Source organism: Helicovermis profundi (genome assembly GCF_033097505.1).
GTDB lineage: Bacteria > Bacillota > Clostridia > Peptostreptococcales > Acidaminobacteraceae > Helicovermis > Helicovermis profundi.
This window is the reverse complement of record NZ_AP028654.1, coordinates 763,515-782,539: the sequence shown is the minus strand read 5'-3', so window position 1 is coordinate 782,539 and position 19,025 is coordinate 763,515. Positions and strand designations below refer to the sequence as shown.

Sequence of the window (19,025 nt, the reverse complement as noted above, 5' to 3'; positions counted from 1 at the left end):
TTATTCCTCCTTTTCACTTTGTATAAGTTCTCTTGAAACAACATAAGATCCAATAAAACTAATTAGTGCATATACTAATACAACATCAATAAAATAATCTTCTGATAAAATTGAAGAAACAATCGCAATAATAACCATAGTTTTGGTTCCTATTATATTAATACCTATAATACGATCACCTTTAGTAGGGCCTTTAATTACTCTAAACATACAAAGAAGAGTTGTTAACCCTAAGAAAATTATTGAAAAAACTAAAAAATTATACATTAAGTTCACCTTCTATATCAAATAAAATTTTTTCCATATAAATATCTTTTAAAGAATTCGCGTAAGTCTCATTTAAACAATGAATTTTAAGCAAATTATCATGAATATCAACCGTCATAGTCCCTGGAGTAAGAGTTATCGCATTTGAAAGTATAGTAAGTAAAAATTCATCTTTTATTTTACTATGGTAGTCCAAAATAATTGGTTTAATATCCATTGAGGGACTAAGCGCAATTTTTGCAACTTGAAAATTTGCGACAACCACTTCTTTAAAAAGAACACCTGTAAAAAAAATCCACTTTAAAATCAAATGAAAACTAAAGTATTTTTTTATATTTGTATTAGTAGTATTTATCTTGAAAACAATATAGGCAATAGTTACAGCCGAAATTATATTAAGAAGTGAAATTTTCTCACTTAATATTACAAAAAATACTGTTAAAGATAAAATTTTAATAATTTTGCTTGTCATATACATACCTTCTTTCTAATACTTACTACCCAATTTAAATTATAAAAAGCAGTAATTATATACTAAAATCATTTTTAATACAAAATATTAGTTTCTATAAATACTTATAATGCTTTGCTTTTATTTCTACACTTCTTTATATACGCAAAATGCATGCCAATGTATTTGTAATATATTAAGTTACACAATATTGACATTTTTCAATGCTTACATTGATTTCATATAAAATAATATTCCCTAATTAAAATGCTATGTATTAATTTGATACACTTTTTGATGTTAATCAAAGAACGAGCGCCCCAAAATGATACACATGTATCATTTTGGGGCGCTCGTTCACTTGTTATCTACTATTTTTTAATTTTATTTTTGATTATATTTCGATATTATATTTTTCTAACTTTCTATAAAGAGTACTTCTTCCAATTTCAAGTATCTTAGATGCTTGCATAAGATTTCCCGAAGAATATTTTATTGCTTTTAATATTTCTTCTTTTTCTACTATATATAATGGTTTAACTAAAGTTATTTCTTCATCATCAGTAAATTTGATGGCTTCTTTAAGATAATTCGGCAAATCTTCACTATAAAGCTTGTCTTTCGAACCATTAATATTCGTTATCATTTGCATTACATTTTGAAGCTCCCTTACATTACCAGGCCAATAATAGTCTTTCATAACCTTGTAAAAACTTTCATCTATCATTATTTTTTCATTTTTTTTCATCGAAAATTGTGAATAAAAATATTTTATTAATATTCTAATATCTTCTTTTCTTTCTCTTAAAGGAGGAGTCGTTATTGGCATTACATTTAATCTAAAAAATAAATCTTGTCTGAAATTACCGTTTTCTACTTCTTTTTTTAAGTCTTTATGTGTAGCAGCAATTACCCTTACATCTACTGGTATTACGTCATGTCCTCCAACTCTTACTACTTCTTTTGTTTCAAGAACCCTTAATAAATTAGCCTGAGTATCAAGCGGCATATCTCCAATTTCATCTAAGAATAATGTTCCTCCATCAGCGAATTCAAATTTTCCAGGATGTCCACCCTTTCTAGCTCCTGTAAAGGCCCCATCTTCATAGCCAAAGAGCTCACTTGCGACCAAATCTCTAGGGATAGCTCCGCAATTAATAAATACAAATTGGCTTTCATGTCTGTTAGAAGCATTATGTATTCCTTGTGCAAACAATTCTTTTCCTGTTCCAGATTCTCCATTTAATAGAACTGTTGCATCCGTATTTGCAATCAAAGAAGCTAATCTTATTGATTCTTTAATTTTAGGACTATCACCTAAAATATCTTCGAATGTAAAAATTGCTTTTGAACCAACCAACTTATTAACTTGATCATATACTTTTTTTGATTCTCTAAACCTAATAAGGTATTCTGATATATCTTTTTTCCCACTATAAACGGGTTTAAATGTTATTATTACTGATTTCTTTTTTTTATTATCATCTAAAAAATGTATTTCTTTTTCATCAAATTTTATTTCATTATTTTTAATCAATTCAAATACCGGTTTTTTGGTTAATTCATCAATACTATTACCAATAATATTTTTTGTAGATTTTTTTAAGAATTTTTTCGCAAAGTAATTAACATCTGTTATTATTCCATTTATATCAATTGTAAGTATGCCTTCATTAATTGACTGCATTACAGCATCCAGATGTTCATTTGCGCGTATTAATTCAAAGTTAGCTCTATTCAATCGAATTTCATGTTCAATTGCTAGTGCCGACGCCATAATCATACCTAATGTGTGAGGATGTACTTGACTATGATCACCTGACATACTAAGTACTGATAAAATTTTCCCTTCTTTATCTCTAATAGGAGCTGCCGAAGTAGTCCAAGCATGGTAACTCTTTCTATAATGCTCAGCACCTAATACTTGAAGCGCAATTCCTGTTTTTAAAGCTACACCAATTGCGTTCGTTCCAATCATTTCTTCGCTTACATTTGTTCCTTTATATAGATGTATTTCTTTATTTCTTTCAAGTACACTAAGATCACCAAAACATTCCAAAACATAACCATCAGAGTCCGTAAATCTAACTATCATACCACTATTTCCGACTGTTTTGTAAATTGTCTCCATAAAAGGAACTGCTATATCTAATATCGGTTTGTACTTTTCTATTCTTTTACTTAAATTATTATGATTTAACTCTTTTTTTACAAGTGTACTAAAAGAATCAACTTTATATTTTTTACTTCTTAGCCAAGAATCTATAATTTGCTGTCTTAATTTTTCTCTTTCCAAAATATTATTATCTATAAAATTTTCCCAAGCTTCTATAACTTTTTTATTGTTATCTAATAATTTTTGAGACGGCATACCATTTTCTCCTTATTGTTAATTAAAAATTAAATTTCTTTTCAATCCAAATATTTTTTGAAATTCTACTCGCCACATATTCATTATCAATTTCAGGATTTATTGTTTCTTCGTGATCAATGGTTATATTTGCCATAGTTATGGCGAATTTTACAGTTTTCTCTATAGGAAATTCTTTCATATATCCGTAGCCAATTCCTGCAACAAATGAATCACCAGCTCCTGTAACATTTTTTACAGTTACATTTTCTGCTTTTATTATTCCAGATTTTTCAGAATTCATATAGTATATTCCGTCTTCATCAAGACTTATAAAAATATTTTTTACACCCATTTTTCTAAAATATTTTCCAGCGTTATTCAGTTCTTCTTCACTATCAAGTTTGAATCCAAGAATAATTTCAGCTTCATGCCTATTTGGTTTTATTGTATGAAAATGATGTATCAAATGCTTTATATTATTTGCTTTCTCTGCCGAAACTGGATCAAGAACAAATTTCGTTTTATCTTTGAAGGTCGTTAAAATGTATTCTAATATTTCAGGATCATCAGAATCTAAAAAGGTATATTCAGAATTAATTATAATATCTGCCTTAGAATCAATAAACTCAGTATTTAATTCTCCAATACTTTTCATATCTGCAATGGACGATACCATTTCTCCACATTCATTTAGTATAGCTAAATAAGTTGGAGTTCCACCGTTTTCTAAAATAAGCGAATCGCTCATATCATAGCCAATTATTTTTGAATGCTCTAAAATACTTTTACCCTTCTCATCATCACCTAAAATAGATATAAATTTAGTATTAACTCCTACCCTTGCAAGATTTTCAGCAATATTTCTACATACTCCTCCAAAAGACATTTTAACTCTACCAGGAGTTGAATTGTACGGTCTATATCTTGAACTACTGAAGCCAAATATATCTACTACTGAAGCCCCAAGAACTAAAATATAAGGTTTATCCTTATCAAACATTAAGAAATCCTCCCAAAATATATTACTTAACAATCATTCTTAATACTTTTCTTACTTCACCAATCATATAGAGTGAACCAAAAAATAATATTACGTCATCTGAATTTGATAAATGGAGTGCTTTATCAATCGCTTCTTTTATAATTGGTTCAACATAAGTTTTTTTTGAAAAACCTTCAATTTTTTCACCTAATTCTTCTGCTTTCATCTTTCTCGGGTTATCCGGTTCAGTAACTATTACTTCATCGCATATTGGAAGCATCTCAGATAAAATACCATCAACATCTTTATCACCTAAAATTCCTATTACACCTATAACTTTTTTTTCAGAGAAAAGTTTCTCACTGGCATTAGCAAGTCCTTTTGCTCCGTGAAGATTGTGTGCACCATCAATGACAACTATAGGATTTTTACCCATTATTTCTAATCGCCCTGGCCAGATTGTTTTTGTAAGTCCACTCTTTAGAGATTCTTCAGATACTTTTATGTCATAATTCTCTATTAATGCATTGATTACTGTCAAAGCAACTGTAGCATTGTTTGCTTGATGCTCTCCAAGTAGAGATATTTTATATTCATTTGACAATACCTTGAAGCTAGTACCACTAATATCATAATCCAATATTTCAATGTTTTTTACCGGTGCAACTACAAGTTTTGCATTTAGTTCTTCACATTTTTTTGCAATTACATCAATAACACTATCCTTCTGAGGGTGAATAACAACAACTGAATTTGTTTTAATTATTCCAGCTTTTTCAAAAGCAACTTTTTCAATTGTATCACCTAAATAATCCGTATGATCAAGTGCAATTGGAGTAATAACAGAAACCAATGTATCTTCTATTACATTGGTAGAGTCAAGTCTTCCACCCATTCCAACTTCCAAAACTACAAAATCAACTTTTTTATTTTTATAATACTCAAATGCTGCTGCTGTAACAACTTCAAATTCTGTAGGATGTGAATATCCTTTTTTTATCATTATATCAACTTTTTTCTTTACAAGACTTACTACTTCACTTAAATCACCATTAGGAATATTAGCACCATTTATTCTTATTCTTTCATTAAATACTTCAAGATACGGCGATGTAAATAATCCAACATCATAACCTTCTTCAAGAAGAATATTAGATATGAAAGATGAAGTGGACCCTTTTCCATTTGTTCCTGCAACATGAATAAATTTAAGTTCTTTTTCAGGGTTGCCCATTAAGTTTAGTAAAACTGATATATTTTCAAGTCCCAATTTACTTCCAAATTTATATGTTCCATGAATGTATTCAATTGCTTCATTGTAATCCATATTTACCTCATTTCTTAATTATAAACCAATATTTCTCAACAAATTTTTCTAGACAATTTTAATAGTGCATTATTAAAAAATAATGCACTATTATTAATTTACTAGTATTATATCATTTTTACAACAAATTTTGTTTAGAAATCATACTTTCTATTCTTTCATTAACTTTTTCAAGCATTTCTTCATATTTTACTTTTTTAGATTTTTCAGTTTCTATAAGTTTTTCAGGTGCTTTAGCTACAAAACCTTGGTTTGATAATTTTTTATTTACTCTTTCAACTTCTAAAGTAAACTTTTCTTTTTCTTTTTCAAGCCTTTCAATTTCCTTTCTAAAATCAATTAATTCTTCAAGAGGAAGAAATAATTCTCCACCTTCAATTACTACTGCAACAGCATCATCTGATACATCGTTCTTTTCAGATATAATTACATCTGAAGCTGAAGCCAATGCTTTTAGGTATTCTTCATTTTCTTTTAATAAATTAGCAATTTCATCTTTTGCAACGATTAATATTTTTGCTTTTCTTGAAGGAATTACATCCATATCAGCTCGAACATTTCTTATATTTTTTATTGAATCCATTATTAAACTCATTCTTTTTTCTGAAACTTCATCGATACCATCTTCATTAACTAAAGGCCAATCCGACGTTACTATGCTTCCTTTGCTTGATGGAACACTTGCCCAAATTTCTTCTGTTATATATGGCATAAAAGGATGAAGTAATTTAAGAATATCTTTTAATACCTTAACAAGTACCTTTTGAACAGTCGCTTTAGCAATTTTATCTTCGCCATAAATTCTTTTTTTAGACAATTCTATATACCAATCACAGTATTCATTCCAAACAAACTCATATATTTTATTTGCTGCAACACCAAGTTCAAATTTATCAAGATTAATCGTTGATTCTTGAATTACAGTATTGAGTCTAGAAAGAATCCACTTGTCAGAAAGGTTAAATTCTTCAGTTCCGTCAAAAGATAGTTCTTCATTGTCTATACCCATAATAACAAATCTTGATGCATTCCATAATTTATTAGCGAAATTTCTACTCGCCTCAACTCTTTCAATTTGGAATTTCATATCATTCCCAGGACTATTGCCCGTTGCAAGCATAAATCTTAAAGCATCTGCTCCGTATTCATCTATAATTTCAAGTGGATCTACACCGTTGCCTAGTGATTTACTCATTTTTCTTCCATCAGCAGCTCTTACAAGACCATGTATAAATACTTTATCAAAAGGAATTTCTCCGAGTTGTTCGATTCCTGAAAATACCATTCTTACAACCCAAAAGAAAATAATATCATATCCTGTTACAAGTACATTAGTTGGATAAAAATACTCTAATTCTGGAGTCTTATTTGGCCAACCTAAAGTTGAAAAAGGCCAAAGTGCTGAACTAAACCATGTATCTAAAACATCTTCATCTTGTTTAATATTTTTTGAAGAACATTTAGTACATTCTAATGGTTTTTCCCTTGAAACAATTAACTCTCCGCAATCTTCACAGTAATATGCAGGAATCCTATGTCCCCACCACAATTGCCTTGATATACACCAATCTCTAATATTTTCTAGCCAATGTAAATAAGTTTTTGAAAATCTTTCCGGAATAAATTCTAAATCGGATTTCTTAAGAGCTTCAATTGCAGGTTTTGCAAGTTTTTCCATTGCAACAAACCATTGTTCTGAGAGCCTAGGCTCAATTACAGTAGAACATCTATAACAAGTCCCAACGTTATGATCATGTTTAACTATTTTAACAAGATATCCCGCTTCATCTAAGTCTTCAACAATTTTCTTTCTACATTCATATCTATCTAAGCCTTCATAAATTCCACCATTACTATTAATAGAAGCATCTTCATTAAGAATAGTAATTTCTTCAAGATTGTGTCTTTTTCCAATTTCAAAATCATTAGGATCATGAGCTGGAGTAACTTTTAAAGCACCCGTACCAAGTTCAATATCAACATAACTATCACCTATAACTGGAATCTCTTTATTAACAAGTGGAAGAATTACCATTTTACCAATATATTTTTTATATCTTTCATCATCAGGATGAACCGCAACTGCAGTATCTCCAAGTAAAGTTTCAGGTCTAGTTGTAGCTATTTCTAAATAATCATCACTGCCTTTTATAAAATACTTAATATGATAAAAATTTCCAGGTTTCTCTTCATGATCAACTTCCGCCTCTGAAAGTGTAGTTGCACAGTCCGGGCACCAATTAATTAGTCTATGACCCTTATAAATTAATCCTTTTTCATATAGTTTTAAAAAGACTTCTGTAACTGCATCGTTACATCCCGCGTCCATTGTAAAACGCTCTTTAGACCAATCACAAGAAGAACCCAATTTTTTCATTTGATTTACTATTTTTCTACCATATTCATCTCGCCAAATCCATGCTTTTTTAAGAAATTCATCTCTACCAATTTCCTCTTTTGTTTTTCCTTCTTCTTTTCTTATCTTATCAACAACTTTTACTTCAGTTGCAATAGAAGCATGATCCGTTCCTGGAAGCCATAAAGCTTCATACCCTTGCATTCTTTTCCATCTTATTAATATATCTTGAAGAGTTTGATCAAGAGCATGACCCATATGAAGCTGACCTGTAATATTTGGTGGAGGTAGGACTATTGTATATGGTTCCTTTTCTTTATTTACGTTTGCTTCAAAAGATTTTTCATTAATCCATTTCTCATATATCCTATCTTCAAATTCTTTAGGATTATACGTTTTCCCCATTTTAATTTCTTTCATAGTTTACTCCTTTATTTTTTTGTATAAGTATTAATTTAAAGTTTTCGTTTATCGGTGCTTTACATTATACTTGAAGTGCAATCCTTGAAACTGCATCTCTCTTGCTTTCTTTTAAAAAAATTTGCAATCCTTGAAACTACGTTTCTCGATTGCTTTTTTATTTAACAGCATTGCATCTCGCGAAACTTCGTTTCTCGAATCGCTTTCCTCTAAATGGTTTGCAGTGCGCATTTCGCGAAACGTAGTTTCTCGAATCGCTTTCCTCTAAATGATTTGCACTGCGCATTTCGCGAAACGTAGTTTCTCGAATCGCTTTCCTCTAAATGGTTTGCAGTGCGCATTTCGCGAAACGTAGTTTCTCGAATCGCTTTCCTCTAAATGGTTTGCAGTGCGCATTTCGCGAAACGTAGTTTCTCGAATCGCTTTCCTCTAAATGGTTTGCAGTGCGCATTTCGCGAAACGTAGTTTCTCGAATCGCGGGCATCCTGCCCTATGAAAAAAAACAATTAATGGTGAATTTGTGAGTGAACTCACATTCACCATTAATTGTTTTTTTTCGCACTGCTTTATTTCTTCGCGCAAAGAAACCTCCTCCCAAGAAAAGGGACGAGGTTAAACGCGTTACCACCCTAGTTCATATAAAATCATATGCACTCAATACCTTTAACGCAGGCTAAACGACGATTTATTAAATCATTTCTCTAAAGCTACTTTCTTATAATCATTTCTTTAAAAATCTCTCAGCCTAGGATTTTTTTCTCTAAATAAGTTTAATTATAATACTTCCTCTTTTTCAACGAATAATTATTAAAATTTCTTTTATTATATATTTTAGTTCAAAAGTTGTCAAGAATACCAATTAACCATTTTTTTAGTGCGTAATTTCACTTAACAATTTTAAGTGAATATCTTCTTTCTAGGTAGCGTACTAATTCTTGAACCATTTTTCTATAACTTGAGCTTAAAATTGTCCATTCTCTTTGATAATTTGCATAAATCAATCTTTTAATACTTAGCGATGGTAAATATGGGTTTCCTTCAACATCATAACTATCTTTATAAATACAAAGTCTACTAACTTTACCATTCCCTTTATTTAAAGTTTCACTATTAATCCCAAACTCCATATTGTCATTGTGCACAATTGCAAACCACAAGAATTCATTTATTGTTCCCTCGATAAAACCTTGATGTCTACTATCTGAAGAAATTTTAATATCATAAACATAATTTGACATCTCGTCATTATCCATAGGGGGAATTTCAATTTGATTTAATACTTTTAGCATAAATATCCCTCCAATGTTTACTATGTTAGATATTTACCCAAAAGTTCTATTTAAAAACATTTTTTAATATGCCTACTATGATAAAACAAATATAGATGAATTTCTAAGTTTCAGACAGAGTTTTTTATCATCCATTTTTTTGAAGTAGGGATATTAGAACACTAAGGCGTCAGATAAATCTTATTTGGCATCAGATTTATATTTAATTATAAAACTTCCTACACCTACAAAAATATTAATATCAGTTTTTTTAGTAGATTTTTCATAATTATTAGAATAATAATTTCCATCTTTCAAAACAAAGCCAATATCATTAAGGTTATTTTCTTTTATGATTCCAATCAAAGTTACCTTTATTCCTCTTTCATTATCAGTTATAAGTTTAATATTTGAAGAAGAACTTATAACTATAATATCTTTTGCTTCAGAATTCTCATTTAAAGTAACTTTAACATTTCCTAAAGCACTTACAACAGTTGCATTATCAACAATCATATCTCTAAAATCATATTTTCCATCAGCTACTACTGCATAAGTTTCAATATTCAAATTGACTTTAGGATTAAAATTATAGTTGTAGTTATATCCATCAAAACTTATTTTTTTTAAATAATCTCTATAATTTTTATATATTGCAGAATTAAAATTTCTACTAGTACCTTTTCCACTGATTTCATTATTCATTAAGTGTTTTGGCTGAATCGAATTCAATAATTCACTATTTATTTTACCAATTGTAATATCTCCGTTAATTATCTCAATTTTAGCTTTAATATCTTTTATTTCATTTTCATTTTTAAATTCAAGCTTTTCATCACCTGTGTATGACCAAAATTTACCATTATTATTATTTAATAAACTCTCTAAATCTATTGAAGTATATTTGCCGATTGAAATAACTACACCAATTATAAGTATTAATATACCAAATTTAGATTTTTTTCTCCTTCTTCTAGTCTCCTTATTTCTTTTTATCTTCATTATTAATCCTTATCTCTAAAAATTAAGTAAAATCCGCCTATTACTAAAAATATAGGCCAAAGGTTTCCCATTCTAAACCAAGTAAAATGGAACACTCTACTTAGTAAAAAATAACCTCCTAATAGAACAAGTCCAAATCCAAAATACGATCCACCATTATTATTCTCAAAATGAGGTTTTTTATGTTTAACGAGATCAATTCCATTTTTTCTCTTAGGAATAAAAATAGAACATATAATGTACGCTGTAACACCAACACCCCCGAAAATTATTGTAAAAAGCCAAATTAATCTTACAATAACAGCATCAACTGAAAAATATTCTGCAATTCCACCACAAACACCTGAAATAACTTTATCATTTTGTGATTTATATAATTTTTTATCCATAATATCTCCTCTCACTAATTATATTACTATAATTAAAGTATATCTTAACTCTATCCATTAAAAAACCCATTTAAGAGTAAGTTAATTACGTTCTAATCAAACTTTAATTTAAGTTAATCTAACTAAAAATATACATCGTAGTATTTTGAATAAATGCTAATATTTTCAATATACTTGAGTCTATTTAGAAAAAATATTGAAACGTATCCTATAAAAATACCAGTTGCAATTGATGCTAATAGTAGAGTAGGAAGATACACAAATATTCTAGTGTTTTGAATAATAATAGCCGCCATTAAAACTTGACCAACACCGTGAAAAAAGGCTCCAGTAACACTAATTCCAATTAAAGATATTCTATTTTTGAATATCATTATTACTAAAATCATAAAAGAAAAGCTAATTACCGCTCCAGAAAAACTATATAAAAATCCAGATAAGCCTCCGCCAAAAATAGAACCTAAGGTAACTCTAATAACAATTACTACTAAAGTTTCTTTTTTTGATAGCGTCATTAAAGAAATCATTGTAATGATATTGGCAAGCCCTAATTTTGCACCTGGAATCAACACTCTTGTAGGTAAAAAATTTTCAAAAATATTTAATACTAGTGCTATTGCTATATATATACCGATTAATGTAATTTTAGATGTTTTTATTGTCATTTATATCACCTTAACCGAATATTTTCTTTGAAATTGCTTTTGCACTTGGCGTACTTGCCATTCCACCTTCTGCAGTTTCTTTAAGAGAAGGTGACATCATTTTACCAACTTTATACATAGCTTCAACTACTTCATCAAAAGGAATAATTGTTTCTATTCCTGCAAGCGCCATATCTGCTGATATAAGTGCATTTGTTGATAAAAGTGCATTTCTTTTTTGACATGGACATTCCACTAAACCTGCTATAGGATCACAAACTAATCCTAATATATTTTTAATAGTAAATGATGCAGCACTTAAAGCCGCTTTTGGAGAACCACCAAAAAGTTCTACAAGTCCTGCTGCAGCCATCGCTGAAGCAGTTCCTGTTTCAGCTTGACAACCACCCTCTGCTCCTGCAACAGTAGCATTTTTTAAGAATAAGTATCCTACAGCTGAAGATGTAAATACAGCTTCAACAATCTTTTCTTTTGATACTTCTCTTTCTAATGCTGTAGTTACTAGAGCTCCAGGAATAATGCCACATGATCCTGCAGTAGGCGAAGCTACAATTTTACCCATAGTAGCATTAACTTCAAGCACTGACATTGCACTTATAATTGATTTCATTACAGAGTCACCTGAAAGCGAGTTTCCTTCTTTTCTATATTTTTCAAGAAGTTTAGCCTCTCCACCAATAAGTCCACTTAAAGATTTTTCTCCGCCAATTATTCCTTTTTTTGAAGACTCTATCATAACTTCGACACTTTCAAGCATAATTTTTTTCAATTCTTTTTCTGTTTTAAAGCTAAGTTCAATCTCTCTATTTATCATAATTTCTGAAATTTTCATATTATATTTATTACATTTTTCAAGCAGTTCACGTCCCGACGAAAAATTATATTTCATTTTATACACCTCTTATCTATATCAAATAAAGCTCAATAATTCCTTCAATTGACCTTTTTATTTCATCAACAACTTCATTTTGAATTTTTTTATCTACTTCAATTACCATAAGACCTGCCTTTTCATCTTCTTCTTTATAAAAACTCATAAATAATATATCTAGACCATGATCTGTTAATATCTTTGTAAAGCCTGCAATCATGCCTTTTCTCGACTTATGACTTACAATAATTGCCGGATATTCTCCTTTAATAGAAACCCCGATTCCGTTTATTTCAATAATTTTTATTGATCCTCCACCAATAGACGAACCCACTAACTCAAATTTTGCTCCCGAAATTTCTTCTACTTTAATTTTAACTGTATTAGGATGAACATCACCCAAATCGTCTTCAGAAAAAAGGAACTTTACACCTTGGTCTTTTGCTATTTGAAATGAATCACGGAGTTTTTCATCATACTCTCTAATACCAAGCACTCCGGCAAGAATAGCTTTATCAGTACCATGTCCTCTATAAGTTCTTGCAAATGAACCATGAAGAACAAATTCAACGTTTTTTATACTAGACTTAACTAATTTATATGCTGTATACCCAATCCTTGATGCACCAGCAGTATGTGAACTTGAAGGCCCTATCATTATTGGACCAACTACATCAAAGGCACTATAATTTGACATAAAACCCCTCCATATATTTTAAAAAGAAAAACCATGCTTTTGCATGGTTTTTCTTACACTTTAAGTTATCATAACACTATACTTATATATTTTCAATAATTGATAAACTAAGAACCTACGCCATTTTTTTTGGAAGTTCAACTATAAAACTACTTCCTATATATTTTTTTGATTCAACTTTTATACTACCATTAATTAAATCTAAATTTTCTTTTACAACATATAGCCCTATGCCTTCACCGTTAGTCCTAACCGCTGAAGGTGATCTGTAATATGCTTTAAATATATTCTTAATTTCGCTTTCTTTAATACCAAGACCTGTGTCTTGAACTTTAATAATTATATTATCCTCATATTCAAAATAACTTACTCTAACTAATCCACCATTTTCTGTGTATTTGTAAGCATTAGTTAATAAATTGTATATAATTTGACTCAATTTATATTTATCACTTTCTATTTTAATTTTATCATTTATTGACAATTCTAGCTTAATATTTTTCTTATCAAATTGCGCTTTTAAACCTAAAGTTATTTGTTTAAGCAAATAATTTATTTCAAATATTTCTTTACTTACTTCACTTGATTCTTTTGCGGCATCAATCATTGCACTCATATTTGAAATAATGGTTGTAATATTTTCAACTTGATTTTGGCATATACCTAATTCTTCTTTATCAACAACAATAATACCATCTTCCATAGCTTCAAGATGAGACTTAATTATAGTAAGTGGAGTCCTCGTTTGATGAACAAGCTGATCTATTAAGGTTTTTCTACTTTTCTGTTTGAGTTTAAGACGCATATTTAAATCATTTAAGCTTTCTCTTATTCTATTAATTTCATTTACAAATGATTTTTTAGAAATTTTCGTTATACCCATCTGGATATTACTCGCCATTTGCGCAGTTTCCTTTAATTCCCTACTCATTATACTACTTATTAAAAATCCAAAAATAATAGATATAACAATTGCTATAATTACTGAATATGCACTATTTCTAAATAATGCTGATTTAAATAAGCCTGCAACTATTGAATTTTCAGCAGAACTGTGCCTAGTTATATTTAATATGCCTATTATTTTATCATTATCTTTTAAGACGTATTTTCTAGTTTCCTCCTGATCAATATTCATCATTTTACCCATCATTTGTTCAACCATCATATTGCCAGTCATATTTGAATTCTCATCTACATCCACAAGAACTTCACCATTAGCATCATACAATTTGATTCTAATTATGGGATCATCTAAATGTGTTTCAAGTTCTATTGCCATTTGTCTATAGGAAACATCTTCTTCAAGTAAAGCCATTTTTGTATAATTCTCTACTTCTTCAACATGTTTTTTATAATTCTCTGCTAAATAATCAGCAAAATACTTATCTGTTAGTGAAGTGAGAATAATCGCATTAATACTTACTGAGATTATTGCAACAAAAATTAACGCTAACAAAAATAGTTTTTTTATACTCATATTACATTCCTCCAAAAATATATCCTACCCCATATTTCGTAACAAGATATTTAGGCTTTTTAGGATTATCTTCAATCTTTTGACGCAGCCTTTTGATGTAAGTGTCAATGTTTCTATCAAAACCATCATAATCATAGCCAAAGGACTTTTCGATTAATTGTTCCCTTGATAATACTAAACCTTTATTTTTTATAAAAGTATGTAACAACTGAAATTCAGTTGATGTGATATTTATATATTCACCATCTTTTTGAAGTTTCATGCTTTTAGTATACAATTTAAGATTTTCTACTTGAAGCACTATTTCATCTGTTTCATTATACAATCTTCTAAATACAACTTTAATTCGTCTAACTAATTCTCTAGGACTAAAAGGTTTTACAACATAATCATCTGCTCCAAAATCAAAACCTTTAATTCTGTCTGTCTCTGCTTCTCTTGCTGTTAACATAATTACTGGAACTTCAGATATATTTCTTATTTCTTTAAGAACTTCAAATCCATCTATTCCTGGCATCATAACATCTAATAAAACAAGATGAAAACTTTGCCTTGAAAATAATTCAAGCGCCTCAAATCCATTTTCAGCTACAAAAGTATTATATGATTCTTTAATTAAATATTTTACTACTATTGAACTAATTTCTTTTTGATCTTCAACAATCAATATATTAAAATTCATAAATTATCACAACCTTTTTTCTATTATAATATATAAATGCACATATGTATAATAAGCTTCAGAAATTAATTCTGAAGCTTAGAATTCCATTATTTATATTATTTATGATTTTCAATTAAATTAATTAATTTACCATGCCAATTATGTTGCCATACTAATCCTGAAATTCCATTAACACTAAGCATACCCACTGTTTCACCATCTTTTTCTATATGGAAAGTAAAATATCCATAAAACTCATGAGCACTTTTACTAATTGCATACTTATTATCTAAACCGTTATCTTTCAAATAGTTAACAGCGCTATTATAAGCTTCTTTTTGTGATATTTGGTTTTTACCAAATTCATTTTTACTTTTACTAAAAAAGTTTTTAAATATATTATTTGAATTTTGCGTTTGCATTGTTGTATTTATCATAGTACCATATTTTAAATTCCACATCATATTTGGTCCGTATTCAGGATAAACAGCACCAGTATATGGATTTACAAGTAATTCCATAGCTCCTCTTTTAGTATCTGATTCAATAATAGAAAAATAATAATCTGTATCTTCAAATATAAATATATCACTTATCTCTAGTTTATCAGGATAATTAGAAATATATTTTTCAACATTTGTTTTAAGCACATCTATATTAATTTTTTTAAGAGTACTTGTAGCACCATAACCATTAGCTCCTGTAATTCCACTATATCCATTTTGGCCCATCATTCCATTATATCCGCCTTGGCCCATCATTCCATTATATCCACCTTGGCCCATCATTCCATTATATCCACCTTGGCCCATCATTCCATTATATCCACCTTGGCCCATCATTCCATTATATCCACCTTGGCCCATCATTCCATTATATCCACCTTGGCCCATCATTCCATTATATCCACCTTGGCCCATCATTCCATTATATCCACCTTGGCCCATCATTCCATTATATCCGCCTTGGCCCATCATTCCATTATAGTAATCTTCATCTCTCCAATCATCGTAATAATCTCTACCCATCATATTACCAAAATTTCTCGTATTTCTATTATTAAAATTATTTCCCATCATTCCATTTGAATAATTCATATTACCTGGTCCATATGCAAAATTTGGTGTACTAATAATTCCTGCTGTCACTAGCAATACTCCTAAAGCTATTATTAAAAATATTTTTTTCATATTATACCTTCCTTCTATTTATTATATTTTTTTTATTTAAATATTCTTCTTCACCTATTTCACCATTAGCAAAACTATTTTTTAATTCTATAATTAAATTTTTTTTATAGTCTTTTTTCTTTTTTAACTTTATAATCCATATTAAGCTTACAAGTATTAAAATCCATCCAATTATCATTAAAATATTCCAATAGCCAAAAGCATTATAGCTATTACAACCATAATATTCTCTTCCAAACATTCGTTTTCACCTCCGAAAACATAGCAAATGTTCTTTATTATTGTCTTAACGTTTCTTTCATTTGTACGTAAGTTTTTTCATCTATCTCACCGTTAATAAATCTTTCTTTTAATAATTCATCTGGATTTCTTTTAGAAAATCCTACGGCTCCTTTAAATGTATTTCCATTCATTGAATAATAAATAAATGCTCCTACTAACAAAATAATTAAAATCATCATCTTTTTTCCTCCCATATGTTTTGTGTTTATTTCTTATTTGTTTTCCATTTGATAAGTTCATTATGAACTAAGATTATGGCACAATTATGACACAAAGTATTAATTGATTATTAAAATAAAAAAAGTAAACAACCAATTTTGATTGTTTACCTCTTACAATTAACTGTCTATTTATTTTTTATTTTTTCTATCCTACAAAAGGTATCATAATATGCAGCTTGTTCTCCCATATCACTTATTAAATCATTAGTTAACAAGTTAGGTCCACCGTCCTTAAGCCATCTTCCTTCATAGGAATATATTGTTCCTTTTTTTATTTCACAGGATTTTTTTGCACTAAAAATCACTTTACCGTTTTTATTAGAAAGACTAACTAATTCTTCATCAATAAGATTTAATTTCTCAAAATCTATGTCATTAATATATATAATTGGTCTTTCGCGATTATTCCTATAACCTTGTGAATGTAATGATTTAACGTGGTGTGGACTAATAAATCTAAATTCATCTTTAAGTCTAATCTGACTTTTAAAATACGTTGGCATAGCAATACCCGTTTCTTTTAAAGCTTTATCAGAATAAAATTCATATTTCTTACTTGGCGTCATAAATTGTTTGTTTTTCCAAGCTATCTTAGTATTTTTTTCAATATAATTTATTTTTTTTAACTCTTCAAGTGCAATATTTTCTTTTAGAAGTATTGGATTTAACACTTTATTAAAATATTCGTCTTTTGTTAACATTGGAAAAATCACATTATCCATTTGTTTTGCGATTTTTTTATATAATTCAAATTCTGAAATAATACCATATAAAGGCTTAATAACTTCTTCTCCATATACTAAATAAGGAGAAAACATTGAGGAATAAATAAAATCTTCTTCTTCTAAAATGCTCGTTGTTGGAAAAACAAGATCTGCCTCCATAGCTGTGTCAGTCATAAACATATCCACAACAACCTTAAAATCAACCTTTTTCATACCCTCAATAACTTCAAGGCTATTTGGACTTTGAGTGACAGGATTAGATTTTTCAACCCACATAAATTTAATTTTATTATCACTATTCTTAAGAAATCTACCTAATTTAGCTTTTGAGTATTTTTTACTAGTTAAATCGTATTTTTGAAATGATTTAATAAAATTACTCGTTAATTTCGTAATCGATTTATTAGCATATGTTGCAGATGAACCTTCTCTTCCTATGTTTCCAGTAAGAGCAAGTAGAGAATCAATAGCTCTTACACTATTTCCACCGTTTTGATAACGCTGCATTCCATAGCCTAATATTATTGTTGTTTTTAATTTTGCAAGTTCGTTTGCTAGTTCAATTATTTTTTCTTTAGAAATTCCTGTTTCATCACTAACATAAGTTAAATCATATTTTTTTAAATGCTCTTTATATTCCTTAAATCCTTTAGTATATTTTGATATAAAATCATTATCTATTAAATTATTGCTAGCTAAATAATTTGCAATTCCAAGTGCTAAAAGTCCATCTGTTGATGGTTCAATAAATAAATGTTCATCAGAAATTTTTATAGAATTTGTTTTTATTGGATCTATTAAAATTACTTTAGCTCCATTTTTTCTAGCTTCATTGATATAAGAAACTAAGTGGATATTTGTATCTACTGGATTTCTTCCCCATAATATTATTAATTTTGAATTAAGCAAATCACTAGGGTGATTACTTCTACTTATTCCAAAATCATATTTTTGAGCGCTAATTCCAGCACCCCAGCATAAACTTCCACTATGAGTAACTGCACCTCCAACACTATTAAAAAATATACTTCCAACTTCCTTTGAAATCCCACCGTATCCACTATCGTAATTATAAAGAACACTATCATTACTAAAGGTAATTGCTTCTTTAAGTTTTTCTGAAACTATTTTAATAGCTTTATCATAAGATATTGAATTAAAAACTCCATTTTCTTTTAATAATGGAGTTTTTATTCTATTCTCTGAATATAATCTATTTAGATGCTCTTTTCCTTTATAACAAATAAACCCTTTAGTAATAGGATTATTTTTGTCACCTGTCAAAGAAATAATTTTATTATTCTTTACCTGAGCAGAAATACTGCAAAGATCAAAACAATCTAAAGAACAAACACTTTTCTTTTCCATAGAACCATCCTTTAAGAATTTCTAAATTCCCTAAATAATATCATATA

General features: G+C 28.9%; 18 protein-coding genes and 1 other annotated feature. All 18 genes read right to left on the bottom strand.

The window, feature by feature from the left end:
- The 18 genes from AACH12_RS03355 to AACH12_RS03270 all read right to left on the bottom strand — a co-directional run bounded on the left by AACH12_RS03355 (nt 1) and on the right by AACH12_RS03270 (nt 18,978).
- Entirely contained in the window at nt 1-267 is a 267-nt protein-coding gene (locus tag AACH12_RS03355) for an MrpF/PhaF family protein (RefSeq protein WP_338536665.1), read from the bottom strand.
- Nucleotides 260-739: a Na+/H+ antiporter subunit E gene (locus AACH12_RS03350; protein ID WP_338536664.1), complete on the bottom strand. Its 480-nt coding sequence runs from the start codon at nt 737-739 to the stop codon at nt 260-262. Before AACH12_RS03350 ends, AACH12_RS03355 begins: the two co-directional genes overlap by 8 nt.
- A 373-nt stretch (nt 740-1,112) precedes the next feature.
- Nucleotides 1,113-3,089 (bottom strand): sigma-54-dependent Fis family transcriptional regulator, encoded by a 1,977-nt coding sequence (locus AACH12_RS03345; protein ID WP_338536663.1) that lies wholly within the window; start codon nt 3,087-3,089, stop codon nt 1,113-1,115.
- A gap of 22 nt (nt 3,090-3,111) precedes the next feature.
- On the bottom strand, nt 3,112-4,071 hold the full coding sequence (locus tag AACH12_RS03340; protein WP_338536662.1) for a carbohydrate kinase family protein: 960 nt from the start codon (nt 4,069-4,071) through the stop codon (nt 3,112-3,114).
- A gap of 22 nt (nt 4,072-4,093) precedes the next feature.
- On the bottom strand, nt 4,094-5,380 hold the full coding sequence (locus AACH12_RS03335) for a bifunctional folylpolyglutamate synthase/dihydrofolate synthase (RefSeq protein ID WP_338536661.1): 1,287 nt from the start codon (nt 5,378-5,380) through the stop codon (nt 4,094-4,096).
- A gap of 118 nt (nt 5,381-5,498) precedes the next feature.
- Nucleotides 5,499-8,156: a valine--tRNA ligase gene (locus tag AACH12_RS03330; protein WP_338536660.1), complete on the bottom strand. Its 2,658-nt coding sequence runs from the start codon at nt 8,154-8,156 to the stop codon at nt 5,499-5,501.
- Nucleotides 8,157-8,755: 599 nt separating this feature from the next.
- Nucleotides 8,756-8,962: a binding site (T-box leader), on the bottom strand.
- A gap of 78 nt (nt 8,963-9,040) precedes the next feature.
- Nucleotides 9,041-9,445, bottom strand: coding sequence for a hypothetical protein (locus AACH12_RS03325; RefSeq protein ID WP_338536659.1), 405 nt, complete (start codon nt 9,443-9,445; stop codon nt 9,041-9,043).
- Between the two features lie 180 nt (nt 9,446-9,625).
- Complete coding sequence (locus AACH12_RS03320) at nt 9,626-10,426, bottom strand: hypothetical protein (protein WP_338536658.1); 801 nt, start codon at nt 10,424-10,426, stop codon at nt 9,626-9,628.
- Between the two features lie 2 nt (nt 10,427-10,428).
- Entirely contained in the window at nt 10,429-10,815 is a 387-nt protein-coding gene (locus AACH12_RS03315; protein ID WP_338536657.1) for a PspC domain-containing protein, read from the bottom strand.
- Between the two features lie 122 nt (nt 10,816-10,937).
- Complete coding sequence (locus AACH12_RS03310; protein WP_338536656.1) at nt 10,938-11,480, bottom strand: Gx transporter family protein; 543 nt, start codon at nt 11,478-11,480, stop codon at nt 10,938-10,940.
- Between the two features lie 10 nt (nt 11,481-11,490).
- Nucleotides 11,491-12,369, bottom strand: coding sequence for an L-serine ammonia-lyase, iron-sulfur-dependent, subunit alpha (gene sdaAA / locus AACH12_RS03305; protein ID WP_338536655.1), 879 nt, complete (start codon nt 12,367-12,369; stop codon nt 11,491-11,493).
- Nucleotides 12,370-12,385: 16 nt separating this feature from the next.
- The gene (sdaAB, locus tag AACH12_RS03300; protein ID WP_338536654.1) at nt 12,386-13,048 is read right to left on the bottom strand and encodes an L-serine ammonia-lyase, iron-sulfur-dependent subunit beta; all 663 of its coding nucleotides are present in this window, start codon (nt 13,046-13,048) and stop codon (nt 12,386-12,388) included.
- A gap of 115 nt (nt 13,049-13,163) precedes the next feature.
- Nucleotides 13,164-14,528, bottom strand: a complete 1,365-nt coding sequence (locus AACH12_RS03295; protein ID WP_338536653.1) for a sensor histidine kinase — start codon at nt 14,526-14,528, stop codon at nt 13,164-13,166.
- A 1-nt stretch (nt 14,529) separates the two neighbouring features.
- The gene (locus AACH12_RS03290; RefSeq protein ID WP_338536652.1) at nt 14,530-15,210 is read right to left on the bottom strand and encodes a response regulator transcription factor; all 681 of its coding nucleotides are present in this window, start codon (nt 15,208-15,210) and stop codon (nt 14,530-14,532) included.
- Between the two features lie 98 nt (nt 15,211-15,308).
- Nucleotides 15,309-16,382 carry a hypothetical protein gene (locus AACH12_RS03285; protein WP_338536651.1) on the bottom strand — a complete coding sequence of 358 codons (1,074 nt, stop codon included), beginning with the start codon at nt 16,380-16,382 and terminating at the stop codon, nt 15,309-15,311.
- A gap of 1 nt (nt 16,383) precedes the next feature.
- The gene (locus AACH12_RS03280) at nt 16,384-16,623 is read right to left on the bottom strand and encodes an SHOCT domain-containing protein (RefSeq protein ID WP_338536650.1); all 240 of its coding nucleotides are present in this window, start codon (nt 16,621-16,623) and stop codon (nt 16,384-16,386) included.
- Nucleotides 16,624-16,660: 37 nt separating this feature from the next.
- Nucleotides 16,661-16,843 (bottom strand): SHOCT domain-containing protein, encoded by a 183-nt coding sequence (locus tag AACH12_RS03275; protein ID WP_338536649.1) that lies wholly within the window; start codon nt 16,841-16,843, stop codon nt 16,661-16,663.
- Between the two features lie 167 nt (nt 16,844-17,010).
- Nucleotides 17,011-18,978: a molybdopterin-dependent oxidoreductase gene (locus AACH12_RS03270; RefSeq protein ID WP_338536648.1), complete on the bottom strand. Its 1,968-nt coding sequence runs from the start codon at nt 18,976-18,978 to the stop codon at nt 17,011-17,013.
- Nucleotides 18,979-19,025 lie beyond the last annotated feature (47 nt).